The 20,410-nt window shown below is 45.3% G+C and carries 19 protein-coding genes; 5 read left to right on the forward strand and 14 right to left on the reverse strand.

Annotated elements, in window-relative coordinates; translation table 11 throughout:
- Positions 1–43: 43 nt before the first annotated feature.
- The 9 genes from MKX36_RS17945 to MKX36_RS17985 form a co-directional block, all read right to left on the reverse strand.
- Entirely contained in the window at positions 44–925 is an 882-nt protein-coding gene (locus tag MKX36_RS17945; protein ID WP_016821887.1) for a carbohydrate ABC transporter permease, read from the reverse strand.
- Between the two features lie 56 nt (positions 926–981).
- Positions 982–1,863 carry a carbohydrate ABC transporter permease gene (locus MKX36_RS17950; RefSeq protein ID WP_290404884.1) on the reverse strand — a complete coding sequence of 294 codons (882 nt, stop codon included), beginning with the start codon at positions 1,861–1,863 and terminating at the stop codon, positions 982–984.
- A 26-nt stretch (positions 1,864–1,889) separates the two neighbouring features.
- Complete coding sequence (locus tag MKX36_RS17955; protein ID WP_045244275.1) at positions 1,890–3,233, reverse strand: extracellular solute-binding protein; 1,344 nt, start codon at positions 3,231–3,233, stop codon at positions 1,890–1,892.
- Positions 3,234–3,369: 136 nt separating this feature from the next.
- Complete coding sequence (locus MKX36_RS17960) at positions 3,370–4,170, reverse strand: response regulator (RefSeq protein ID WP_340865253.1); 801 nt, start codon at positions 4,168–4,170, stop codon at positions 3,370–3,372.
- Between the two features lie 2 nt (positions 4,171–4,172).
- Positions 4,173–5,933: a cache domain-containing sensor histidine kinase gene (locus tag MKX36_RS17965; protein ID WP_340865254.1), complete on the reverse strand. Its 1,761-nt coding sequence runs from the start codon at positions 5,931–5,933 to the stop codon at positions 4,173–4,175.
- A 274-nt stretch (positions 5,934–6,207) separates the two neighbouring features.
- Entirely contained in the window at positions 6,208–6,651 is a 444-nt protein-coding gene (locus tag MKX36_RS17970; protein WP_340865255.1) for a HEAT repeat domain-containing protein, read from the reverse strand.
- Between the two features lie 154 nt (positions 6,652–6,805).
- On the reverse strand, positions 6,806–7,147 hold the full coding sequence (locus tag MKX36_RS17975; RefSeq protein ID WP_016821893.1) for a cupin domain-containing protein: 342 nt from the start codon (positions 7,145–7,147) through the stop codon (positions 6,806–6,808).
- 74 nt (positions 7,148–7,221) lie between these two features.
- Entirely contained in the window at positions 7,222–8,466 is a 1,245-nt protein-coding gene (locus MKX36_RS17980) for a PTS ascorbate transporter subunit IIC (protein ID WP_290403466.1), read from the reverse strand.
- 339 nt (positions 8,467–8,805) lie between these two features.
- Positions 8,806–9,822, reverse strand: coding sequence for a substrate-binding domain-containing protein (locus tag MKX36_RS17985; RefSeq protein WP_257126198.1), 1,017 nt, complete (start codon positions 9,820–9,822; stop codon positions 8,806–8,808).
- 336 nt (positions 9,823–10,158) lie between these two features.
- Between MKX36_RS17985 and MKX36_RS17990 the strand changes: the two genes are divergently transcribed.
- Positions 10,159–11,352, forward strand: a complete 1,194-nt coding sequence (locus tag MKX36_RS17990) for a glycoside hydrolase family 5 protein (protein ID WP_031462009.1) — start codon at positions 10,159–10,161, stop codon at positions 11,350–11,352.
- Between the two features lie 391 nt (positions 11,353–11,743).
- On the opposite strand, the gene MKX36_RS17995 is transcribed toward MKX36_RS17990, so the two are convergent.
- Positions 11,744–13,174: an aldehyde dehydrogenase family protein gene (locus MKX36_RS17995; RefSeq protein ID WP_340865257.1), complete on the reverse strand. Its 1,431-nt coding sequence runs from the start codon at positions 13,172–13,174 to the stop codon at positions 11,744–11,746.
- A gap of 180 nt (positions 13,175–13,354) precedes the next feature.
- On the opposite strand from MKX36_RS17995, the gene MKX36_RS18000 reads away from it, so the two are divergent.
- A complete protein-coding gene (locus MKX36_RS18000) occupies positions 13,355–14,017 on the forward strand; it encodes a TetR/AcrR family transcriptional regulator (RefSeq protein WP_016821898.1) in 663 nt (220 codons plus the stop codon).
- A gap of 153 nt (positions 14,018–14,170) precedes the next feature.
- Here the strand turns inward: MKX36_RS18000 and MKX36_RS18005 are convergent, their stop codons facing one another.
- A complete protein-coding gene (locus MKX36_RS18005; RefSeq protein ID WP_025365553.1) occupies positions 14,171–14,752 on the reverse strand; it encodes an NAD(P)H-dependent oxidoreductase in 582 nt (193 codons plus the stop codon).
- 74 nt (positions 14,753–14,826) lie between these two features.
- Complete coding sequence (locus tag MKX36_RS18010) at positions 14,827–15,411, reverse strand: TetR/AcrR family transcriptional regulator (RefSeq protein WP_016821900.1); 585 nt, start codon at positions 15,409–15,411, stop codon at positions 14,827–14,829.
- 246 nt (positions 15,412–15,657) lie between these two features.
- Between MKX36_RS18010 and MKX36_RS18015 the strand changes: the two genes are divergently transcribed.
- The gene (locus MKX36_RS18015; protein WP_340866127.1) at positions 15,658–16,329 is read left to right on the forward strand and encodes an oxidoreductase; all 672 of its coding nucleotides are present in this window, start codon (positions 15,658–15,660) and stop codon (positions 16,327–16,329) included.
- A gap of 39 nt (positions 16,330–16,368) precedes the next feature.
- On the opposite strand, the gene MKX36_RS18020 is transcribed toward MKX36_RS18015, so the two are convergent.
- Positions 16,369–16,956 carry a DUF4183 domain-containing protein gene (locus MKX36_RS18020; RefSeq protein ID WP_340865259.1) on the reverse strand — a complete coding sequence of 196 codons (588 nt, stop codon included), beginning with the start codon at positions 16,954–16,956 and terminating at the stop codon, positions 16,369–16,371.
- 448 nt (positions 16,957–17,404) lie between these two features.
- Between MKX36_RS18020 and MKX36_RS18025 the strand changes: the two genes are divergently transcribed.
- Positions 17,405–17,818 carry a DUF4183 domain-containing protein gene (locus tag MKX36_RS18025; RefSeq protein ID WP_016821903.1) on the forward strand — a complete coding sequence of 138 codons (414 nt, stop codon included), beginning with the start codon at positions 17,405–17,407 and terminating at the stop codon, positions 17,816–17,818.
- Between the two features lie 123 nt (positions 17,819–17,941).
- Here the strand turns inward: MKX36_RS18025 and MKX36_RS18030 are convergent, their stop codons facing one another.
- On the reverse strand, positions 17,942–18,679 hold the full coding sequence (locus MKX36_RS18030) for a cyclase family protein (RefSeq protein WP_017426786.1): 738 nt from the start codon (positions 18,677–18,679) through the stop codon (positions 17,942–17,944).
- Positions 18,680–19,078: 399 nt separating this feature from the next.
- Between MKX36_RS18030 and MKX36_RS18035 the strand changes: the two genes are divergently transcribed.
- Positions 19,079–20,362: a pectate lyase family protein gene (locus MKX36_RS18035; RefSeq protein WP_445671822.1), complete on the forward strand. Its 1,284-nt coding sequence runs from the start codon at positions 19,079–19,081 to the stop codon at positions 20,360–20,362.
- The last annotated feature ends 48 nt before the right edge of the window (positions 20,363–20,410 follow it).

A 20,410-nucleotide genomic window follows, 5' to 3' on the forward strand; every position in this document is an offset into this window, starting at 1 on the left:
TGTCTACACTAGGGGGTGCTCTTCTAATCAGGGGAAATTTGATTTACCCCTTAACCGACCCGGCTGCGATTCCTTCCACAATCCGGTCACTCATAATGAGGAACACGAGCAAAATGGGCAAAATGCTGATCATCAACGTGGCTCCGATCGCTCCCCAGTCGGTCGTATATTGTCCGATAAAGTTTTGAACGCCGACGGTCAGTGTTTTATTTTCGTCCGAACTGATGAACGTATTGACGAAAATAAACTCGTTCCAGTTGTAGATCATATTAATAATAGACGTCGTTGCCATGACGGGGGTGGTCATGGGCAGCACAATCCGGAAGAACATCCGGTTGACGGAGCAGCCGTCCATAACGGCCGCTTCTTCCACTTCACGGGGCAGGGCGTAATAGAAGCCCAGCAAAATCATCATCGTGGTCGGTAGATTAAAAGCGACATACGACAGGATGATGGATACTGAAGTGTCTGTTAAGTGCAGTTTGAGAAACATACTGAATAGCGGGATCAAGGTCGAATGGACCGGAATCATGAGTCCGACCATAAAGAGCCCGAGGACCAGTTGGCTTCCTTTCCAACGCATCCGTGTAATGGCAAATGTAACAAAGCTGGCGAGCAGCACGGTCAGCGCCACAGATATGACCGTAATCCACACACTATTGAAGAAATACCGCCCGATATTGCCGCTGGTCCACACATTCATATAGTTTTCCCAATGCGGCTGGGACGGAAATGCAAACGGTGGAAGGTTAAACACTTCCTGATTATTTTTAAGCGAGAAAAGCATCAGCCATACCAGTGGTAAAAGCTGTGTCACCGCCAAGATGATCAAAAGTATATACAAAGCGGCATAACCGACCCGAGTTAACATTTTGCCGCGGGTAGCGACTCCAAGCGGATAGTTGGCGGCTGCCTGGGTTTTCATATCCGTTCCTCCCTCTTCCTGTCCTTTGTTACCCATGATCTAATTACATGAATGTCCTATGAATACTGGATGGTGTCACTAGTAGCGGTCACCTTGCGAATCACCCACGTAGCAACCAGACAGATGAGCAGCAAAGCAAAGGCTGTAGCGCTACCATATCCGAAATCGAAGCTGCGGAACGCCTGGTGGTACATGTACGAAGCCATCACTTCACTGGCTCCGTTTGGCCCACCGTCCGTCATGACGTAGATCAGGTCAAAATATTTGAGCGAGCCGACAATGGACAATATGATCGTCACGTTAATTACCTCGCGCAGCAGAGGCAATTTGATACGAGTCGCAATCTGCCAGGCACTGGCTCCGTCGATGCGGGCAGCCTCCATCAGCGTTTCGGGAATGTTTTTCAGTCCGGCATAATAGATCAGGATATAAAAGCCTGCATATTGCCAAATAATCGGAATGAACAAGGCAAGCAGCACCAGAGACGGATTAGCTAACCACTCGGGTGGGTTGTGAACTCCGACTGACGCCAGCAAGGAATTCAGCACTCCGTTGGTCGGATGATACATTTTGAGCCACAATTGAGCGATCGCTACAGAAGACAGCAGCATGGGAATCAGATAAATTTTCCGCAGCAGGTTCGCTCCCTTGATTTTTCCTGACAAAATCATCGCAACGACCAGATAACCGATCAGACTGATACCTGAAAACAAGGCCAGCAGCAGTGAATGCCAGGCACTTTGCCAAAACGCCGCGTCTGTGAACAAATGTTGATAGTTGTCCAGTCCTACGAAAGTCATAGCGCCGATTCCATTCCACTGATTCAGACCGTAATAGCCGGTCAGTACGATGGGCACATAAATCACGGCGAATAACAACAGCAGTGAAGGCAGCACATAGAGAGCAATGACGATCTTATTGGACATGACCTTATCCACGGTCAGACCTCCTTAGGTGGTCAATTTCAATTTCCTTTCTCAATGGCAGCCTTATGCTGGTCGGCAAATTGCTGCGGTGTCACCGCTTTACCAAACAACGCCTGAATCATATTCAAATGCACCTGTGCCGCATTCGGCTTCATCTGAACATCAGCGAATAATGTAATGTTGCTGGCTTCGTTCAGTCCATTCAGCAGATCGACATACAGCTTGGGCAATTTTTCTTTGGAGGTATCCACTTTTGTCGCTGGAATAACGCCTGCCTGTGTGACCGATTGCTCTCCCCATTTTTCTACGAAGTATTCAACGAATGCTTTGGCTTCTTCTTTCACTTTGGAATTTTCCGAAACGAACAAGCCTACTCCCGGACCTCCTACCCAACTGTTCTCGTCGCCCTTGCCGCCTGCAACCATCGGGAATTTAAAGAAGCCGATTTGATCTTTAAACGCTTGCGGGATATCAGGATTAGTCGTAAAATTCGGCAACTCCCAGGTAGCCATCAAATACATCGCCGCTTTGTCGTTCATAAACTCGGATTTTCCTTCATCATTGGACAAGCCGTTAAATCCTTTGTTAAAGGCATTCATATCCACCAGCGTCTGAATTTCGGAGGCCGCCTGTATTAAACCAGGGTCATCGAACGATCCTGAGCCGTCAATTGCTTTTTTCAGCGTTTCGCTACCTGCTATACGGTCTGCCAGATACATGTACCAAAGCGAACCCGTCCAGCGATCTTTATTGCCCAATGCAATCGGTGCAACTCCATGATCTACGAGTGTTTTCACCACCTGCTTAAATTCATCAAATGTCGCAGGTACCTTCAAGTTGTATTTTTGGAATATGGCTTTGTTGTAATAAATGGGTGTTATGTTCAATTCGATCGGAAGCGCATACGTTTTGCCATCCAGCGCATAGGCATCGGTCGTTCCCGGTACGAATTTGTCCTTCAGCTTGGAACCTTGCAGCAGGTCATCCATCGGCGTAAATAATCCGCCTTTAACGTAAGGCTCCATGAAGCCCGCCGCCCAGGTGATACCAATATCGGGCAATTCATTGGAAGCTGATAGCACTTTGAGTTTGTTTTTGTATTGTTCATTTTCCAGCACTTCCTGCTGAATGACGACATTCGGATGATCCTTTTGGTATTGATCTATAATCTGAGTTACAAGCTTGCTTTGCTGTGCCGAGCTTCCCTCTGGCCACAGGTGCATCATTTTGAGCGTAACCTTGCCCCCTGCTCCACTGGAACCGCCTTGACCATCCTTACCAACACCACAACCGGACAGCACTAGCATGAATGACAGCAGCAGGGTCAACCCAGCAACCCATTTTCGATGTGAGCGCTTACGAACTGAATACTTGTTGGACATCGTTAGACCTCCGTTATTGTAATTATATTTTTTGTAACCGTTATCATTTGTAAGTTTAGCACTCTATTCCTGCTTCCAACAGGGTACGCTCATTGGGTATAATTCCACTTTTATTGGGTTGTGAGCAGCCTATATGTCAGTCGATATTCTCCGGTCCTTTACGCATCTGCTGCCTATAGCGGCTGGGACTTACCCCCTCGGTCGCTTTGAATACTTTAATAAAATATTTATCTGTCCGGTAGCCTGAGCGCTCGCCGATCTGGGCAATCGTCAACTGGGTATGCAGCAGCAACTCCTTGGCCCGTTGAATCCGCAACCGGTGCAGATATTCGCTGAAGGACAAACCACTTTGCTCCTTAAATAAAACACTAAAATAGCTCGCATTCAGGTGTGAATGCGCCGCAGTCTGTGCCATCGTAATAGGTTCGTGAAGATGCTCCGCCATATAGGCGAAGGCTTGCCGTACCGGATCGCTAAGCGTAGCCGTTTGGAGGTCAAGCTCCAGCAGAACAGGGTCAGCCAGCTTGTCCAGCTTCTTGTATCGCTGCCGCTCCTCTTCCAGCTGAAGCGCCTCATTTACCGCATTCAGCAGCTCCTGCTTATCAATCGGCTTGAGCAAGTAATTAACGGCTCCGAGACGAAGCGCCTGCTGGACATAATCAAATTCCGCATATCCCGAGATCACAATGATCGCCGGACGATATGACTCCCGTTCCAGAGAGCGGATTAAATCCAGCCCGCTGAATTCCGGCAAACGGACATCTGTAATCAGCAGATGAACCCTTTCCGCTTGCAGCATATGTAATGCCTCCAGGCCATTACCCGATGTCATAATCCGGTATTTCCCGGCGGCCCACTGCTCCAGTGTCTGATGTATCCCCTGACGTGTTCTTTGTTCATCGTCCACAATAACAATGGTCTTGGATGAAAAACGCATTCCTACCGCCCCCCGTATTCATCAGGAATTTCAAAAGCGACCACAGTTCCTTCCTGCACAGCACTGTGGATCAGCACGCCGTCCGTTCGATAAGATGCGCTATCATAATAGAGAGCAAGCCTGCGCTGCACATTAACCAGTCCCATACCAGTTCCCTTGCTCTGACAAGCAGATCCCTCCATCAACGCTGTACGCACAGCTGCAAGTTCCTCCTGTGTCATTCCAGGTCCGTTATCTACTACCTCGATCTTAGTCCAGCCCAACCTCGCCGAAGGAGTGATTCGAATTTCAACACGGCCATTGCCGATGCGATTTTCGACACCATGTAAGATTGCATTTTCTAAAATGGGCTGGATCAGCAGCTTAGGAAGCGGAATTCTTGCTGCCTCTGGTGGCATATGAATTTGCCAGCTCAGGCGTTCGCCCAGGCGCATCTCCATCAGTTCCAGATAACGACGGACTTGTGCTATTTCTTCTCCAAGTGTCACCCAAGAGTCATGGTGAGCCGGTTCGATCACATAACGAAACAGCCGTGACATGGACACCATCAGCCCGGCAAGTTCTTCCTCTCCCTTCTCCTGTAGCAACCAGTTAAAAGCATCCAGCGTGTTAAAAAGAAAATGCGGGTTGATCTGCGCTTGCAGTGCTTTAAGCTCGGTCTGGCTTTGTAAAGCCTCCTTCTCGCAAATGACATGGATCAATTCATTGATATCGACAATCATCGTGTTGTACTCTGCATTTAATTCCCGTAGTTCAACCGCTGCTGCCGGTTCTGGATTCAGGGCCAATGCCCCTTCCCGTGAACGACGCATGGCCTGAATCAATTGACCTATCGGTCTGGTAATCAATGTTGACAGCATAAAAGACATGAACAGGAACAATACAGCACCAAGAGACGCCGAAATAATAAGTGTCGTCCGTAAAACCGTAATTCCGTCTGTGACGACGCTAACTGGAATGAGGATCAGCAACGACCATCCTGTCCGTTCCGATTGCTGAACTGCCTTCACATACTCGCGCTCTCCAATATGAACCGTCTGTGTCTTGCTGTGCAATACATCTAACAAATTAGTCTGATTCATAGGCTCACCCGATAGCAGCTCGCCTCCACGATCTACAAGCAGCATGGTTTCATTTGCTTCTTCATTGGTCGCTGACGTACCATTTAGCCCAAAATAACTTCGGTCCATGCGGGTAATCAGATATCCTCCGCGTGAAAACCAGCGATCCACCAGGCTCACCTGCCGAATCGCCAGCAGCGACTGGGGGTTTTCAGGATCTATGCCGATCCAGACCAGCCTGCCTTTCATCTCATTTGCTTCCCGAATGTCCGCCTGTCCGATACGGTCCTCCAGACTGCCTTCTCTAATTGGAAACAACATCTTCCCTTCGGCGGTATACAGCTCCAGCGAGCCGACGCTCGGCATATAGGCCTGATAGCTATGCATCACTTGCAGTAGCGATTGACGCTGTCCGAAAGTCACCTTGCCTCCATTGCGCTCTTCCAGCAAAATATGCTGAACAGATGGATGATTCGCCACTTGTTCTGTCAGGCTGTCCATCTGGCCGATTAATGCATCCAGTCTGCCACTTGCTTGCACTGCGGTCTGACCAATATGCCGCTCGGCGCTGTCTTTTAACAGGTCAGAGACATTGAGGTAAATGAACGCCCCCGCCACACTCATCATAATGAGCATCACCAATATAAAGCCGATAAAAATCTGATTACGCAATGTGTTTAATGGTTGGAACCTTGAACGCATAAGCCTTCTCCCCCTGAATCATTGCAGAAAAGTTGATAATGATAGCGCTTTCTATTTTCTATTCTAGCGCATCGTTCCCCTTTGTTGGCATCTTTTTAGCAGAGATTAATGAAAACGGCCAGCACTCTTTGGATTCATTACGTTTGATAATAACACGTAATAACGATGTATATTAAAAAAGCCTTAACAAAGATAACACCTTATCCTTGTTAAGACTTCGTTTGCATAACCAATAATAATCCTCAGCATTACATTCAATGACAGGGTTCAGACATTATCTTGTGGATAACGAAGCCCATTTTTGCTCCAGCCACTGATCAAATTCAGCACCCTTGTCGCCTTCATATGCGTCATAAATATCAACTCTCATCTTGTGCAGCTTCTCGCGAAAATCGTTATAGGTATGGTCGGCTGGCAGGCTTTTTTTAATCCGCACCAGAATCTTCGTCAGCCCCTTAACAAGCTCACCCTCTTTGCGCACAGGCGGCTGTACGTTTTCTCCCCATTCCTGAAGCTTGTGGTAAGCGGCTTCCTGAACAGTATATACCATATCATTATTCATTCGGTGCGTCAGCAAGTCAATTGTCTGCTGGTTCTTCCATGCACCCAGATCATTCACCGCAGCTAGACGCGCTTTCCAATCGGAGGTTCGGTTTGCAGCCACCTTAAGCTGCTCATATACTTCTGCAAATTCCTGCTGAGTTTCGTTGTTTTCCAAAATAATCTCATCCTTTTCTAAAAATCACTACACTGCTGTTTATCACGATTGCCGTTTGTTAAATATAACATACTTGCAGGTCTTCTTCTAAAAAAGATCAGAATGAAAATGTAGCGGATTCCAATTTAATAAGAGCCGTGCTTAGTAAGGAGATTTATAAGAAGTCCGCACGTGCTGGTGTAAATGCATCTAGCAGAATTCCGTCATCCTCCAGCGGGATGCAGCCATGAAGAGTGTCAGATGGAAAATGAATGCTGTCTCCTTCTTTAACAATCTGCACATCCTTGGTTTCGCCATGATCGATCATGAACTTAAAGCTTCCCTTCAATACATAAGTGACCTGTTCATGAACATGCTTATGCAACAGGATCTCCCCAGTTTGAGCTTTAGCAAACATCACTTTGACATACATCAACTGGTCACTGTGGGCCAACACTTTCCGGGTCGTATTACTGTCTACTGTGTCCATTTGAATATCTTGATCGTAATAAAACATGAATCATTCCTCCTCATTTAGAACCCAATCTATTTAAGATGAGTTATTTTTAAAGATTCATAAATCGGTTTAGTTTAAAACCAGCGGAAAATAAGCCAAAGTAATCCGGAAAGGATAGTAAAGTCGGGATCGGCGAATGTCACTCCTTCGGCACCCAAAAAAGAAAAGAGCGGTAAGGTGAGAGCCGGCAGCAGACAGAGCAAAAATCCATTAAGACAACTGGAAATGACTGCTCCTCTAAAACCACCGCTGGAATTGCCAAATATCGCGGCTGCACCGCCAGCGAGAAAACAGGCCATGATCCCCGGTACAATAACAGGCAGTCCGATAAGCGGGAAAAGAAAGACGCAGGCAACACCTGTGAAAAAGCTGACCAAGAAGCCTACCAACGCGGAATTGGGTGATTTGTCGAACAGTACCAGAACATCTACCCCAGGGATTGCTCCAGGTGCAAACACTTGGGAGAAGCCTTTGAAAGCGGGTACAATTTCAGTCGTGAACAGCTTAACACCTGCTTTTGCGATATACAAGCCGGCAGCAAAAGTAGCTGATTGTTCGAGGATAAAGACGAGGTATTCTTTGCCATCAGATAATTTGCTGACATAATCAGAACCAGCAACCAGTCCAGATACCAACAAAAGCACCAGCATCGTCAAGGTCGTTGCCACATTGGGATCACGCAAAAAACTGATGCGGTCATTTATTTTTACATTTTCGGTGTCATGTTCACGATTGCCTAAAACTTTTCCTAGATAGGTACCGAGAATGTAAGAAGTCATGGAAGCATGAGCAATTGTATATTCATCCGATTTGATAATATTTTTGCTGGCATTCCGGAGCAGGTAAGGAAACACCGCCATGTAGCTCCCAATGACCAAAGAACCAACGATGATTGTAGTCAGCGAACTGAGACCCAGACCTTTCATAACGGCTGTAGCGGCAAAGCTCATGAACAGAATCAAGTGAAGAGACAAATAAATGTACTTGAACTTGGTCAGGCGCGCAAGCACGATGTTAAGGATCATGGAAAAGAGTAAAATGAGTGCAGCATCCGCCCCGATCTGATCAATGGTCAGTGCCATGATAGCTTCATTACTTGGTACGACACCTTTAAGGTTGAACGCAAAAGAAAATATTTGGCTGAAGTTTGTGAGCACGCCTCCTAAAATTCCGCCGCCGACCTTGATCATGGTGAAGCCCATGAAAGAAAGGGTGGTTCCCGTTATGATCTCGGATACTTTCTTCCTCTGGAATACGAGACCGAGTAATGTCACAATCGCAATAATGATGGATGGCTCCCTGATAATGCTCATAAACATTTCCATAGTGATCTCCGACCTTCTTTTATCATATTTTTCATTCTTACTAAATCGATTTAGTAATGCTTGAAAAAAATTTCCCTTCCGGGAATGTAAAAAGAAGTAGAACTGCCTTTTGTGAATTTTAGTACAAGTTAAATCATAAATTTCCGTTTAGGGTTCACTCCTCCCCTCTTTTAAGTTACAGTCATCACTACAGTCATCACTACACTCAGCAACATACATACATGAAAGGGTATTCATGACTCGAATCATAAGATCATTATAGCTCTTTATTTTCTTTTTACAATAGAATCCATAAAAACGTTTTCAAAAAGAAGAAATACTTATTCCAACTATTCAGTTTAACTTTTGGACAGATTCTCTGTGGTTAATGACCGGATTCAAACGGATGATTTCTGAGGGCTGCTCCTGCTCTTTTTGATCGATTTTATCGAGCAGTAGCCTCGCACTTCTTTTCCCCATTTCAAAACTCGGCTGGGAAACGGTAGTGATCGGCGGATTATAAAAAGATGCAAAGGATACATCATCTATCCCAATCAAGGAAAAATCGTTAGGTATGGTCAGATGATTATTTTTGGCATAGATCAGCACCTGCTCCAAAATCATGTCATTCGTAGCAAGGATTGCGGTAGGCGGGTTCTCCATATGAAATAGTTGTCTAATAAGATCAGGCATTTCATCCAGCCTGCCGCTTTTGATATAGTTTTCATGCACGGATATATCATGTTTGCCGAGTGTATTCCTATAGCCGGATAGCCGCTCACTTCGTGTAGTAATCGCTTTTTTGCCTAGAGGAAACGTGATGATGCCAATGTTTTTGTGACCATGCTCAATCAGTGCTTCAATCGCAAGCTCGCTAGCTTTTTCATTATTCAACAGCACCGTGTCTACGCTGATTTCATCAATTTTTCGGTCCACAAACACGAACGGATAGCCATTTTTGACAAGGGAAACATATAATTTTTTGTTCTCTTCTGTAGGAAAAATAATAAGTCCATCCACTTGCCGAGCAATCATCGACTGGACGTACTTTTTCTCTTTGAGGGAATCATCATCGGTATTGCAGACAATGACCTGGACATTTTCCAGTTGGCATTCATCTTCAATCGCGCGCACAATCTCTGTTGTAAATCTCGACAAAATAGTTGAAGAAATAACCCCCACAATAAAAGTCTTCTTTTGCTTGAGACTGCGCGCCACCTCATTGGGAATATAACTGAGCTCCTCAATCGCTTGCTCAATCTTCTTCTTGGTGCTTTCACTCATATAGTTGTATCTTTTATTCAGAAACTGCGAAACTGTGCTCTTCGACACCCCTGCACGTTCTGCGACTTCTTTCATCGTTGTTACCATGATTCCCCCCCTTTCTATATTTGCGTATTAGGCATGTGCTCATTTTCACTATATCTGTACTCTGCAACCTGTATGTAAGTGAATTTCCTTTATTATATACCTTCTTTTACAGGAGGAAAATATAATAAATATGAGTTGAAACGTGCCTTCACCCCATACCCCTACCCCATAAATGCTGGACTCCTAACCTAAATATACCTTGTTGCAAATCTAATAATTTCGAACAAAATCTTAAAAATATACGAATTTTATGAACTTGTTTGATGGAAGATTTGAACATAAAATGAAAATGTAATCGGTTACAATATCATTTATATAAAGGAGGAAGCAAGAATCATGAAGAAAAAAGGGTTCAAAAAAACATTTTTCGTCATTGCCTCCCTCGTCATGGGCCTTACACTGTATGGGTACACTCCACCTTCGGCAGATGCAGCCAGCGTGAAAGGATATTATCACACCCAAGGAAACAAGATTGTAGATGAATCCGGGAAAGAGGCCGCATTTAACGGTCTGAACTGGTTCGGCCTGGAAACCCCTAATTACACCTTGCATGGACTGTGGAGCCGCTCAATGGACGACATGCTGGATCAGGTGAAAAAGGAAGGCTATAATCTCATCCGTCTGCCTTACAGCAATCAGTTATTTGATTCCAGCTCCCGTGCTGACAGTATTGATTACTACAAAAATCCTGATCTGGTCGGATTGACTCCGATTCAAATTATGGACAAGCTGATCGAAAAAGCTGGACAACGCGGTATTCAGATTATCCTTGACCGTCACCGCCCAGGCTCAGGTGGACAATCCGAGCTATGGTATACCTCTCAGTATCCTGAGTCCCGCTGGATCAGCGACTGGAAGATGTTAGCTGAACGTTATAAAAACAATCCTACCGTCATCGGTGCAGATTTACACAACGAGCCACACGGTCAGGCAAGCTGGGGAACAGGCGATGTCTCCACAGACTGGCGTCTCGCGGCGCAGCGTGCAGGGAATGCCATTCTGTCCGTGAATCCAAATTGGCTGATTCTCGTAGAAGGTGTGGACCATAATGTACAAGGCAACAACAGCCAATATTGGTGGGGCGGCAACCTGACAGGTGTGGCTAATTATCCTGTCGTACTGGACGTGCCGAACCGTGTCGTATATTCACCACATGACTATGGTCCTGGTGTGTCTTCGCAGCCATGGTTCAACGACTCGACCTTCCCGTCCAACCTGCCAGCAATCTGGGATCAAACCTGGGGCTACATCAGTAAGCAAAACATAGCTCCAGTGCTGGTTGGTGAATTCGGCGGTCGCAATGTCGATTCGTCTTCCCCTGAGGGTAAATGGCAAAATGCACTCGTAGACTATATTGGTGCCAACAACCTGTACTTTACGTATTGGTCCCTGAATCCGAATAGCGGCGACACAGGCGGTCTGCTGCTGGATGACTGGGTTACCTGGAATCGTCCAAAGCAGGATATGCTGAGCCGGATTATGAAGCCTGTCGTTTTCGTAGTGGAGCAAGCTAAAGCAGCAGCCGAATAGGCACAGGACTTCAATCCGTTTATTAAAAAAGCTAATTTCCCTCCTTCAGTCCAGTTTGTGCTGGAACTACGAAAAGGTGGAGAAACGGATGAAAACAGGGCAACGCTATCGAATAGAAACCCAGCACAGTTTGTTTTTTATCCCTATGCATTATTGGGGCCCTGCTGGTCTAGTGATCGGAATTGTTTTAATCGTTGCATCTATATTTGTATAACGTGGATTGGAAGACACGAGCGATTCCAAACACCGCAATGCGAGCCAGTCACTCCCATTGCGGTGTTTTTTCTTTTTGAAGGTCAATCTAACCTTTTCGTTGCACTCGCCATTCGAGGATCAGCGAAGCGAGCTGATGCCGAGTTGTTAAGGGGAGAGGATCTAGCACTGTGTTTGATTATTTAGCCGAGTCATAGCCTGTTATGGTTTTCGTCTCCAAACATTCCTCCAGCCCATGTAATCCGTATTCTCTGCCGAGACCCGATTGCTTGAATCCCCCAAACGGTGCCTTCATTTCAAAACCTGCCCCGTTAATGAGTACAACACCAGCAGCAATTTGGGTTGCCACTTCATTGGCTTTCTCAATGTCCGAGGAACTCACGTAGGCACCGAGACCATAATCTGTATTGTTAGCCATTTCGATGGCTTCCTCTTCCGTCTCGTAAGTTAAAATGGATAAGACGGGACCGAAGATTTCTTCCTTGGCGATCGTCATGTCTTCTGTCACCTGAGCGAAAACCGTTGGTTTAACAAAATATCCTTGTTCCATCCCCTCTGGATGCCCCAGACCTCCGATGACCAGTTCAGCACCCTCATCAATACCAGACTGAATATATCGCTGAACTTGATTGTATTGCTTCTCTGTTATGATTGGGCCAAGTTCTGTGCCTTCTTCCCAGGGATTACCGACTTTGATGCGTTTCACAGTTTCTTTAGCTATCTGTTTCACTTCTTCCAGCCGTTGCTTGGGAACCAAAAGGCGGGTCCCTGCAACGCAAGCTTGCCCATTATTGTTATAACACTGTCTTACAGCGGTCGGAATTGCCGTGGAAAAATCGGCGTCATCTAAGATGATATTCGGCGATTTGCCGCCTAGTTCCAGCGTGACCCGCTTCATCGAATCTACAGCACCTCTCCGAATTTCTTTCCCTGTTCGAGTGGAACCAGTGAAGGTGATCATTGCAATATCCGGATTGCGGGTCAGTTCGAATCCAACCGTTTGGCCAAGACCATGAACTACATTAATAACACCAGTTGGAATATCAGCCTCATGGAAACATTCAGTGATCAGATGTGCCTGAATTGCGCTAAGTTCACTTGGCTTGATTACCACTGGACAGCCGGCAGCTATGGCAGAAGCAAGCTTTGCAGTAATCTGAGAGTAAGTTGCATTCCAGGGAGTAATAATTCCAATAACTCCAATTGGCTCTGCTACTACTTTCGCTTTCCCGATATACTTAACGAAATTGAATTCCTCAAGTGCTTCTTTCGTGTCCAAAAAATTCGTAGCCGCCAGTTTAACTCGGCCAATGGCAGCGGTCTTCGGAGCACCATATTCATTGATGTTAGCCTCCATCAGTACTTCTAATTTTCTCATAACTGCGTCATGTAGTCTTTGCAGTATTTGTCTGCGCTCTTCCACTGAAGTTCGTGAGAAAGTCTTAAAGGCTTTTTTTGCTGCCGCGATTGCTCGTTTGGCATCCTCTTCGTTCCCTAAAGTGACACGTCCGATGATTTCCCTAGTTGAAGGATTAATAAGTTCTTGTACCTCTGTGCCATAAGGCTTTACAAATTCCCCGTTGATATAAACTCGATTAATTGTTCTCATTTAAATAACTCCTTTTGAATTCATTTAGGAGATGTCCCCTTCGTGCTCTTGCTAAAAAGAATGATAGCACACAACAAAAACAAAGTAAACAAAATACATATAAATTGTCTATATTGTATAAATCGTTTATATCCTATTGGAAACGTGTATAATAGAAGGAACAGATAAGGGGGAGCGTAAATGTCAATGGAGAATCAGCAAGATAAAGCAAAAAACAAGCTGCTGAAAAAACTGATTCCGTCCCTCATGAAGGACGGGTTTCAACAAATGAGGATGGACGATATTGCTAAATTCATGGATGTTAGCAGAGCAACGATGTACAAGAATTTTTCTTCAAAAGAAGAAGTCATCGAAGGCGTCGTTCGCATTTTTGTTGACTATATAGAACAGCTAGAGGATCGTACCAATGAGGATGACGATCGATCATTCGGGGTTTGGTTTCAGCAATTGTTTGAACAATCGGTATCGTTAGTTGGCAAAATATCTGATGTGTTTCTGAAGGATTTACAAATGGTATTTCCAGAATTGTACGAAGTTTTGAAGACTGCATTGGATAAAAGGGAACAGCAGACCCTTAAATTTTATCAAGATGGGAAGGACAAAGGGGTTTTTAATCCGATTAATGAGAAGTTCATTTTACTTCAAGACGATATTTTGCTCCGGGAAATCATGAATGTGAAGTATTTGCTTTATAACCAAATAACCATTCAACAAGTCCTCAATGATTATTATTATTTTAAAAAAATTCAATTGTTCAAACCGGAAAAGATGTCCTTAGTGGACGACTCACGAATTCACCCCGTCATTGAACATTTTGTCGAGAAATTCAATCGTGCTTTATAAGTCAAGGGGCTGTCCCTAACTACTATGGCTTAACGGCCGCCACCATGAATGAAAATGAACTGGGCCTGTGAATCTGTATGTTCCATACTGGAACTGTAGGTCACAGGCCGTTACTTTTGGTTAGGACAAACACGCTGGTCCCAAACCGGCAACCTAGCTCATGCTTCGACCTAGTTGCTCGACCTTGCTCAGCCATTCGTTACGCTGTTGATCTGTCCTCTTATTCATAAGATCAATGGTCGTAGAACGCACTGGCTTGACACCGCATAAATGTAGTGTGGAATCCTTCATCATCCGATGCCCAGGCTGTCCCTGGAAAAATCGATAGTACCAGTACGGACCGTCCATCGTTGTAATGAGGCGGGCTGTTCTTCCTTTTAGAAGCTTGTCAGGCAGGGGTTTTCCTTTTTGATACTTAAACGCAAACCCCGGCATAAAGGTACGGTCAATGAATCCTTTCATTAATGCAGGCAAGCTGCCCCACCAGATTGGAAAGACAAAAACGAGATGTTCTGCCCATTTAATCGACTCCTGTGCTTGGATCAAATCAGGTTCCAACGGCAATTTATTACGATATCCACCTAATAGATTTAGATTAAAGTCCAACGCGGATAGCTGCAACAAACGAACCTCTGCTCCTGCAGCCTTCGCTCCTTTTACATAGGATTGAGCCAGCGCTTCACCATAACTGCCAGCGACCGGATTCCCTTGAATCACCAATATTTTTTTAGACATATAAGCCACTTCCTACCTTCATATTATGACTTTAGTTAGAAAACACTAACTTTATATTTAAAAAGAAAAGGTCACTACAGACCTTTTCTTAATAAAGCAGTTAAACGTTGTTTGACCTCTGCTGCCAATGGAGCCAGTTGCTGTGGAAGTTCCCCTTCCAGGCTGGACACGGACAAGCGTGTAATGGCTCCAATGATGAGCACACCGGATAGCTGAACATCCTGCTTCGGCAGTTCACCTTGTTGAATCCCCTGTTCGATGAATTCAGTCAACGCCTCCAGCGGCTGACGCACATTCTGGCTCTGGCTTGCTTCAACATACAGCTCATGATGCTGTGATAGTAGAAGCAATCCATACTGGTCCTCATCATGCATATTCAGCACTTCATCCACCAGTTGATGGAAACGGCTGACGAAGCTCCCACTCTGCTTGCGATAGAAGTCAATTAAGGTGGTGTAGCTATTACAATATTGCCCGAATACCTCCAAGGCCATTGCATCTTTACTCTTAAAATGCTTATAAATCGCGGCATCCGTCACACCGGCAGCCTCTCCAATTTCTTTGACTGAAATCCCGTCAATCCCTTTGGTTGCAAATAAGCACATCGCTGCCTGTAGAATATCTTTCTTTTTGCTGTCTACATGTGTTTTCTTGTTCATAAAATTATAGTAAGTGAAAACTAACTAAAACGCAAGTCATATTTATGCATGCTCATCCTGTCTATGTGCTTAATTTAAAATCCATCGTAATAAACCTAAAATACCATGTTTTTATAAGTGAATGTTCATGAATACGTTAAATGATACGTGTATCGCCTCATTTTATTCCCATAAAATACATATGTAACCGAAATAAGGCGAGCGTTCTGAACCGTTAATAAAAAGGAGTGAACCCAATAGAGCTTACTGTTTCAACCACTTCAAATACGCGATGTAGAGCTAAAAAATCGGATTATGATGTCTCCCATGGGTACCGTCTCAGCGGCAGAAGACGGAAAAGCAACCGATTGGCATACGCTGCATTACGGCGCTAGGACGTTAGGACAAGTGGGGCTAATCATGCTTGAAGTGCATGCAGTCACCCAGCAGGGAAATGATTCAGGCAGCCTTGGCATATGGAGCGACAAGCACATTTCCCCGCTGCAAAAAGTGGTGCAAGCCATTCATGACCAAGGCTCTAAAGTCGGTCTCCAGCTTTGGCATGTCGGACGCAAGGGCTCGTTGCCTCAAGAAACAGCTGTATCCGCCTCTGGTTTGCCTCACCGCGAACGGGCGACCTCCGCACTGTCTTTAGAAGAAATCCATAATCTTGTGCTTGCCTTCAGAGATGCCGCTGTACGGGCTTCGCAAGCTGGAATAGATGTCATTGAATTTCGTCAGACTGCTGGTATAGCTACCGCAGCCGTAGGCTTGATTACTCACGGTATTCAAGCCAAGGAAATTTTGCGTAATGGTCGGGCGAATCTGGTTGCGGTAGGCCGGGAACTGCTGCGTAATCCATTCTGGCCCAGACAGGCAGCCGAACAACTCGGTGTTCGTATTGAAGGACCTGCACCCTATAACCATTTTTGGTTTTAAAATAATGTCCATTACTTGAAGTATTCATCGCGAGCAATGTCATGCACTGTATCGCACACTAAATTGAACAATTTCCACAATAATAGGTGTGCCGGAGGAAATTGTCTCCCCTTCGCGGAGGTGAATCGTCAGCGATGAAGGTGTCAAGCTGAACAACGTTCTTTCTTGTAACATCCCGTTAATATACAGATTAGCATAACTATTGCTTCCGACATGAAACCTCTGAGAAGCTCCTTGCACACCATCTACAGAAAATTGATCCGCCATAATCGTGACTGAAGATTCAATCGGATCAGGACTAAAATAAAAATACCGCTCAGCCGTAGGGACAATTTCAATATTGGAGATGTCAGGTGCCGGACCGGTTGGACCCGTTATACCTTGGGCTCCAGTAGGACCGGTTACGCCCCGTGCCCCGGTTGGACCGGGTGCACCTGTTGCGCCTGCACTACCTTGAGCTCCAGCTGGACCGGGCACTCCCGGTGCTCCCTGTGTTCCTGCAGGGCCCTGTATTCCTGGTATTCCCGCAGTTCCCGGCACTCCCGGCACTCCTGGCGCTCCTGGCACCCCGGCTTCACCTGGAAGACCTGCTGAACAGGGCAGACCTTGCTTTCCTGTATGCTCCATCCTCTTCCGTTTAGCAGGAGTATTTCTGAAGCGCCGTTGTACAATAATTAGCTTTGGATGCTTTTGGGCATGCAATCCCGTTTTTGTTTTACCTTTGAATGGATACCTGGGCTTACACTTTTTTCGTTTGTTGATCTTGCAATGTACTGTTCTCTTTCCTTGCCTTCTTAGTGATGCATCACGTCTCCTCATACCAGCCGTACACACCTCCTCCTCTCATGCTTATGTATTGTATGCACATCTCCCATTAGGGTCTTAGGCATTTGTAGCATGCAGATTCCAAGTATTCGCTTTCATTTTTGTGCAGTAAAATAGGGCCTTCTCCATTTACCCTATTATTAATAGAAAGGTTCATATGCCGTTTCCGAATAGGTTGAAAAATCATTTATTGATTAAGAGCCAGCGAATGGCTCATACCACATATCAGTAAAGAAAGGAGATGAGAACTATGCCAATCATAAAACCTGTATTTACAGCAGTAGCCACGGCTCCAGTGTCAACGGGGGGTGCTATAACCACGACCATAACCCCAGCAACTACCCGTTTTTTTGCAACCATTACAGCCGGGATGATTGGAGCAACAGAAACAACTGTTCCTGCTGCCAGCTTCGTAGATGACGCCGATGCTCCCGTGGTTGCTTTACCGGCATTAACAGCCACAGATTCTTCTAATTATTATATTAACGGAGTCATTCAGCAGAGCTCCTTATTCACCCTCACCACAGCAAGTCTGGTCATTGCCTCCGTAGATATTACACCAGGTGTCCCGGTTGTTATAGAAATAGCAGATTTTAGCGGTACAACCTCTACTATCACCACTCAGCCTACCATCTCGGCCCCTACTGTAACGATTATCACATAAGGCGTTTCAATGATTTTGAACCAAGCCGGACTGAATGGTCATTCACGCTGTACACTACCCCGTATACGCTAGAAAAAGACCGATTCAGATGTCGATATCTGAATCGGTCTTTTAAACTCAAGATTAAGGCAAAATAGCAAAGGAGCGCACCGGAAAACCGGGTGAATCCTGAATGCTCGGAACGATATTATAAATGATTGCGCCCGTCGGAGGCAGCTTGTCCAAATTTGTCAGCACCTCAACTTGATATCGATCCTGCTCCAATATGTAATATTCCCCTACCAGTTTGCCCGCTTTTCGATAAGCTACAGAGGAGTCCGTATCCAGTGTTTCATGCCCGATAGCAGCAACATTCCGTTCTTCTACCAAAAAGCGCAGCGCATCCAGCGACCAGCCTGGGCAGTGTGCATCTCCGGCATTGTCCTTGTTCGAGAAGGCATCTGGATTAGGCCAGCGCTTGCTCCAATCACTGCGAAAGGCGGCAAAGGACTGTTCGGCAATACGTCCGTGCTCTTTTTCAAAATCCAGAATATCCGCGACCGTAAGCTCATAGTCGGAATTGGCTGCAACGGCTGCTGAACGGTCAATGACAACCAACGGTAAAACCAGCTCCTTCAACGAAAGCTCATGTAAATAACGTTTCCCCTTCACAAAATGAACGGGAGCGTCAATATGAGTTCCATACTGCCCTGGAAAGCAGTATTGTTTTACAAAAAAGCCATCGTCGTGGGTAAACAGGGTATCCACCTGAACGTTATCGAAAACCGGAAAATGGGGAATTTCAGGATAAAAGGCATGGGACAAGTCCACCCACTCTTTTTGCTTCAACAACTTCAATACATTTGCTAAATCCTCTGCCATGATGCCGATTCCTCCTCAGCTTTATTACAAGCATTGTACCTGAGGGTACTACAAAAATCCATAATTCTCCTGTCATTTTTCATCACTTTTTGACTTGGAATCGTTAACATTATCAGAAAAACTATTTTATCTTTATTCACTGAAATAACTCCATATAATCATATATACAATTCCCACTTCCTATGATTGTTAACGTTTTCATTTATATATATGCATTTTGATTGGAAAAAGAAGGTCTCTATTGAATTATTTAAAAATTCGACAAAAATTTTAGTATGTAACTTTTATTATATTAACAAATACTGGTACACAAAGTATGATAGAACATGTAGAAACTACAGGAGCACCCGGGACTCCCTCGTTCGTCTACTCCATTTATCCAATATACGGAGGTATTTTATGAAAAAGAGATGTTCACTCGGAATCGCAGCCGTGTTATTGTTCGCTACTCTGGCTCCTATGGGTGCACCTGCTCATGCAGCAAGCGATATTGGCAAGGAGACACTTGGCAGCAAAAACGGTTGGGCCGCCTTTTCTACAGGCACGACAGGTGGAGCTACTGCTACTTCCTCCAATACTTTCACCGTAACGAACCGCAAACAACTTGTCGATGCGTTAGGCAAAAGCAGCAACACTACACCTAAAATTATTTATGTCAAAGGTACAATCAATGCCAATGTCGATGACAATAATAAAACGCTAGGATTGAACGATTACAAAGACCCTAAGTATGATTTCAATGCGTATCTCAAGGCGTATGATCCGTCTACATGGGGTAAAAAGGTTCCTTCTGGTACATTGGAAGACGCACGTAAGGCATCACAGAAGAATCAAGCTAGTCGTATCGTTATTGAAATCCCATCCAATACAACGATTGTCGGTCTGGGCAACAATGCTATCATTAATGGTGCAAACTTCCAACTGAAAAAGGGTACAGACAACGTCATTATCCGTAATATTGAGTTTCAGGATGCCTACGATTATTTCCCGCAGTGGGACCCAACTGACGGCAGCACAGGCAACTGGAATTCAGAATATGACAGCATTACCATTAACGGAGCTACGCATGTATGGGTGGATCACAATACGTTCAATGACGGGGCTCACCCCGATAGCGGAAACGGCACCTTCTACGGTCAAGAATACCAACATCATGATGGACTGCTCGATGTGATTAACCAGGGTGATCTGGTTACCGTTTCATACAATCACTTTTACGATCATGACAAAACATCCATTATCGGCAACAGCGACAGCAAAACAGCAGATGAAGGGGCTTTACGTGTAACCCTGCATCACAATTATTATGAGAATACAGTACAACGCACACCGCGCGTACGTTATGGACAAGTCCATCTCTATAACAATTACTATACAGGTGATGTAAAACGCTCTGAATACCCTACGCTGTATATATGGGGCGCAGGCAAATCCTCCAAAATCTTTGCTGAAAACAATGTCATTGACGTTGCGGGACTGTCCGCAGCCAAAATTGTGACTGTTTTTGGTGGGACTGCCTTGTCAGATACTGGCACACTTCTGAATGGACAGGCCGTAAACGCAGGCTCCAGCGCGGGTCTTAGCTCCTCTGTAGGCTGGAAGCCATCCTTGAACGATAAAATTTCCCCATCCGCCAGCGTGAAGGCAGAGGTCACTTCCCAAGCCGGTTCCGGCAAGCTGTAAGCGCTACCGTATAATACAAATCACCACAGACTCATGCAACCTGTGGTG

Source organism: Paenibacillus sp. FSL W8-0439, assembly GCF_038008995.1.
GTDB classification, from domain to species: domain Bacteria; phylum Bacillota; class Bacilli; order Paenibacillales; family Paenibacillaceae; genus Paenibacillus; species Paenibacillus polymyxa.

Coding starts and splice junctions, on each gene's coding strand:
- MKX36_RS17945 (WP_016821887.1), bottom strand. CDS start 925: ATGAAAACCCAGGCAGCCGCCAACTATCCGCTTGGAGTCGCTACCCGC.
- MKX36_RS17955 (WP_045244275.1), bottom strand. CDS start 3,233: ATGTCCAACAAGTATTCAGTTCGTAAGCGCTCACATCGAAAATGGGTT.
- MKX36_RS17960 (WP_340865253.1), bottom strand. CDS start 4,170: ATGCGTTTTTCATCCAAGACCATTGTTATTGTGGACGATGAACAAAGA.
- MKX36_RS17965 (WP_340865254.1), bottom strand. CDS start 5,933: ATGCGTTCAAGGTTCCAACCATTAAACACATTGCGTAATCAGATTTTT.
- MKX36_RS17975 (WP_016821893.1), bottom strand. CDS start 7,147: ATGTTTTATTACGATCAAGATATTCAAATGGACACAGTAGACAGTAAT.
- MKX36_RS17980 (WP_290403466.1), bottom strand. CDS start 8,466: ATGTTTATGAGCATTATCAGGGAGCCATCCATCATTATTGCGATTGTG.
- MKX36_RS17985 (WP_257126198.1), bottom strand. CDS start 9,822: ATGGTAACAACGATGAAAGAAGTCGCAGAACGTGCAGGGGTGTCGAAG.
- MKX36_RS17990 (WP_031462009.1), top strand. CDS start 10,159: ATGAAGAAAAAAGGGTTCAAAAAAACATTTTTCGTCATTGCCTCCCTC.
- MKX36_RS17995 (WP_340865257.1), bottom strand. CDS start 13,174: ATGAGAACAATTAATCGAGTTTATATCAACGGGGAATTTGTAAAGCCT.
- MKX36_RS18000 (WP_016821898.1), top strand. CDS start 13,355: ATGTCAATGGAGAATCAGCAAGATAAAGCAAAAAACAAGCTGCTGAAA.
- MKX36_RS18005 (WP_025365553.1), bottom strand. CDS start 14,752: ATGTCTAAAAAAATATTGGTGATTCAAGGGAATCCGGTCGCTGGCAGT.
- MKX36_RS18010 (WP_016821900.1), bottom strand. CDS start 15,411: ATGAACAAGAAAACACATGTAGACAGCAAAAAGAAAGATATTCTACAG.
- MKX36_RS18020 (WP_340865259.1), bottom strand. CDS start 16,956: ATGGAGCATACAGGAAAGCAAGGTCTGCCCTGTTCAGCAGGTCTTCCA.
- MKX36_RS18025 (WP_016821903.1), top strand. CDS start 17,405: ATGCCAATCATAAAACCTGTATTTACAGCAGTAGCCACGGCTCCAGTG.
- MKX36_RS18030 (WP_017426786.1), bottom strand. CDS start 18,679: ATGGCAGAGGATTTAGCAAATGTATTGAAGTTGTTGAAGCAAAAAGAG.
- MKX36_RS18035 (WP_445671822.1), top strand. CDS start 19,079: ATGAAAAAGAGATGTTCACTCGGAATCGCAGCCGTGTTATTGTTCGCT.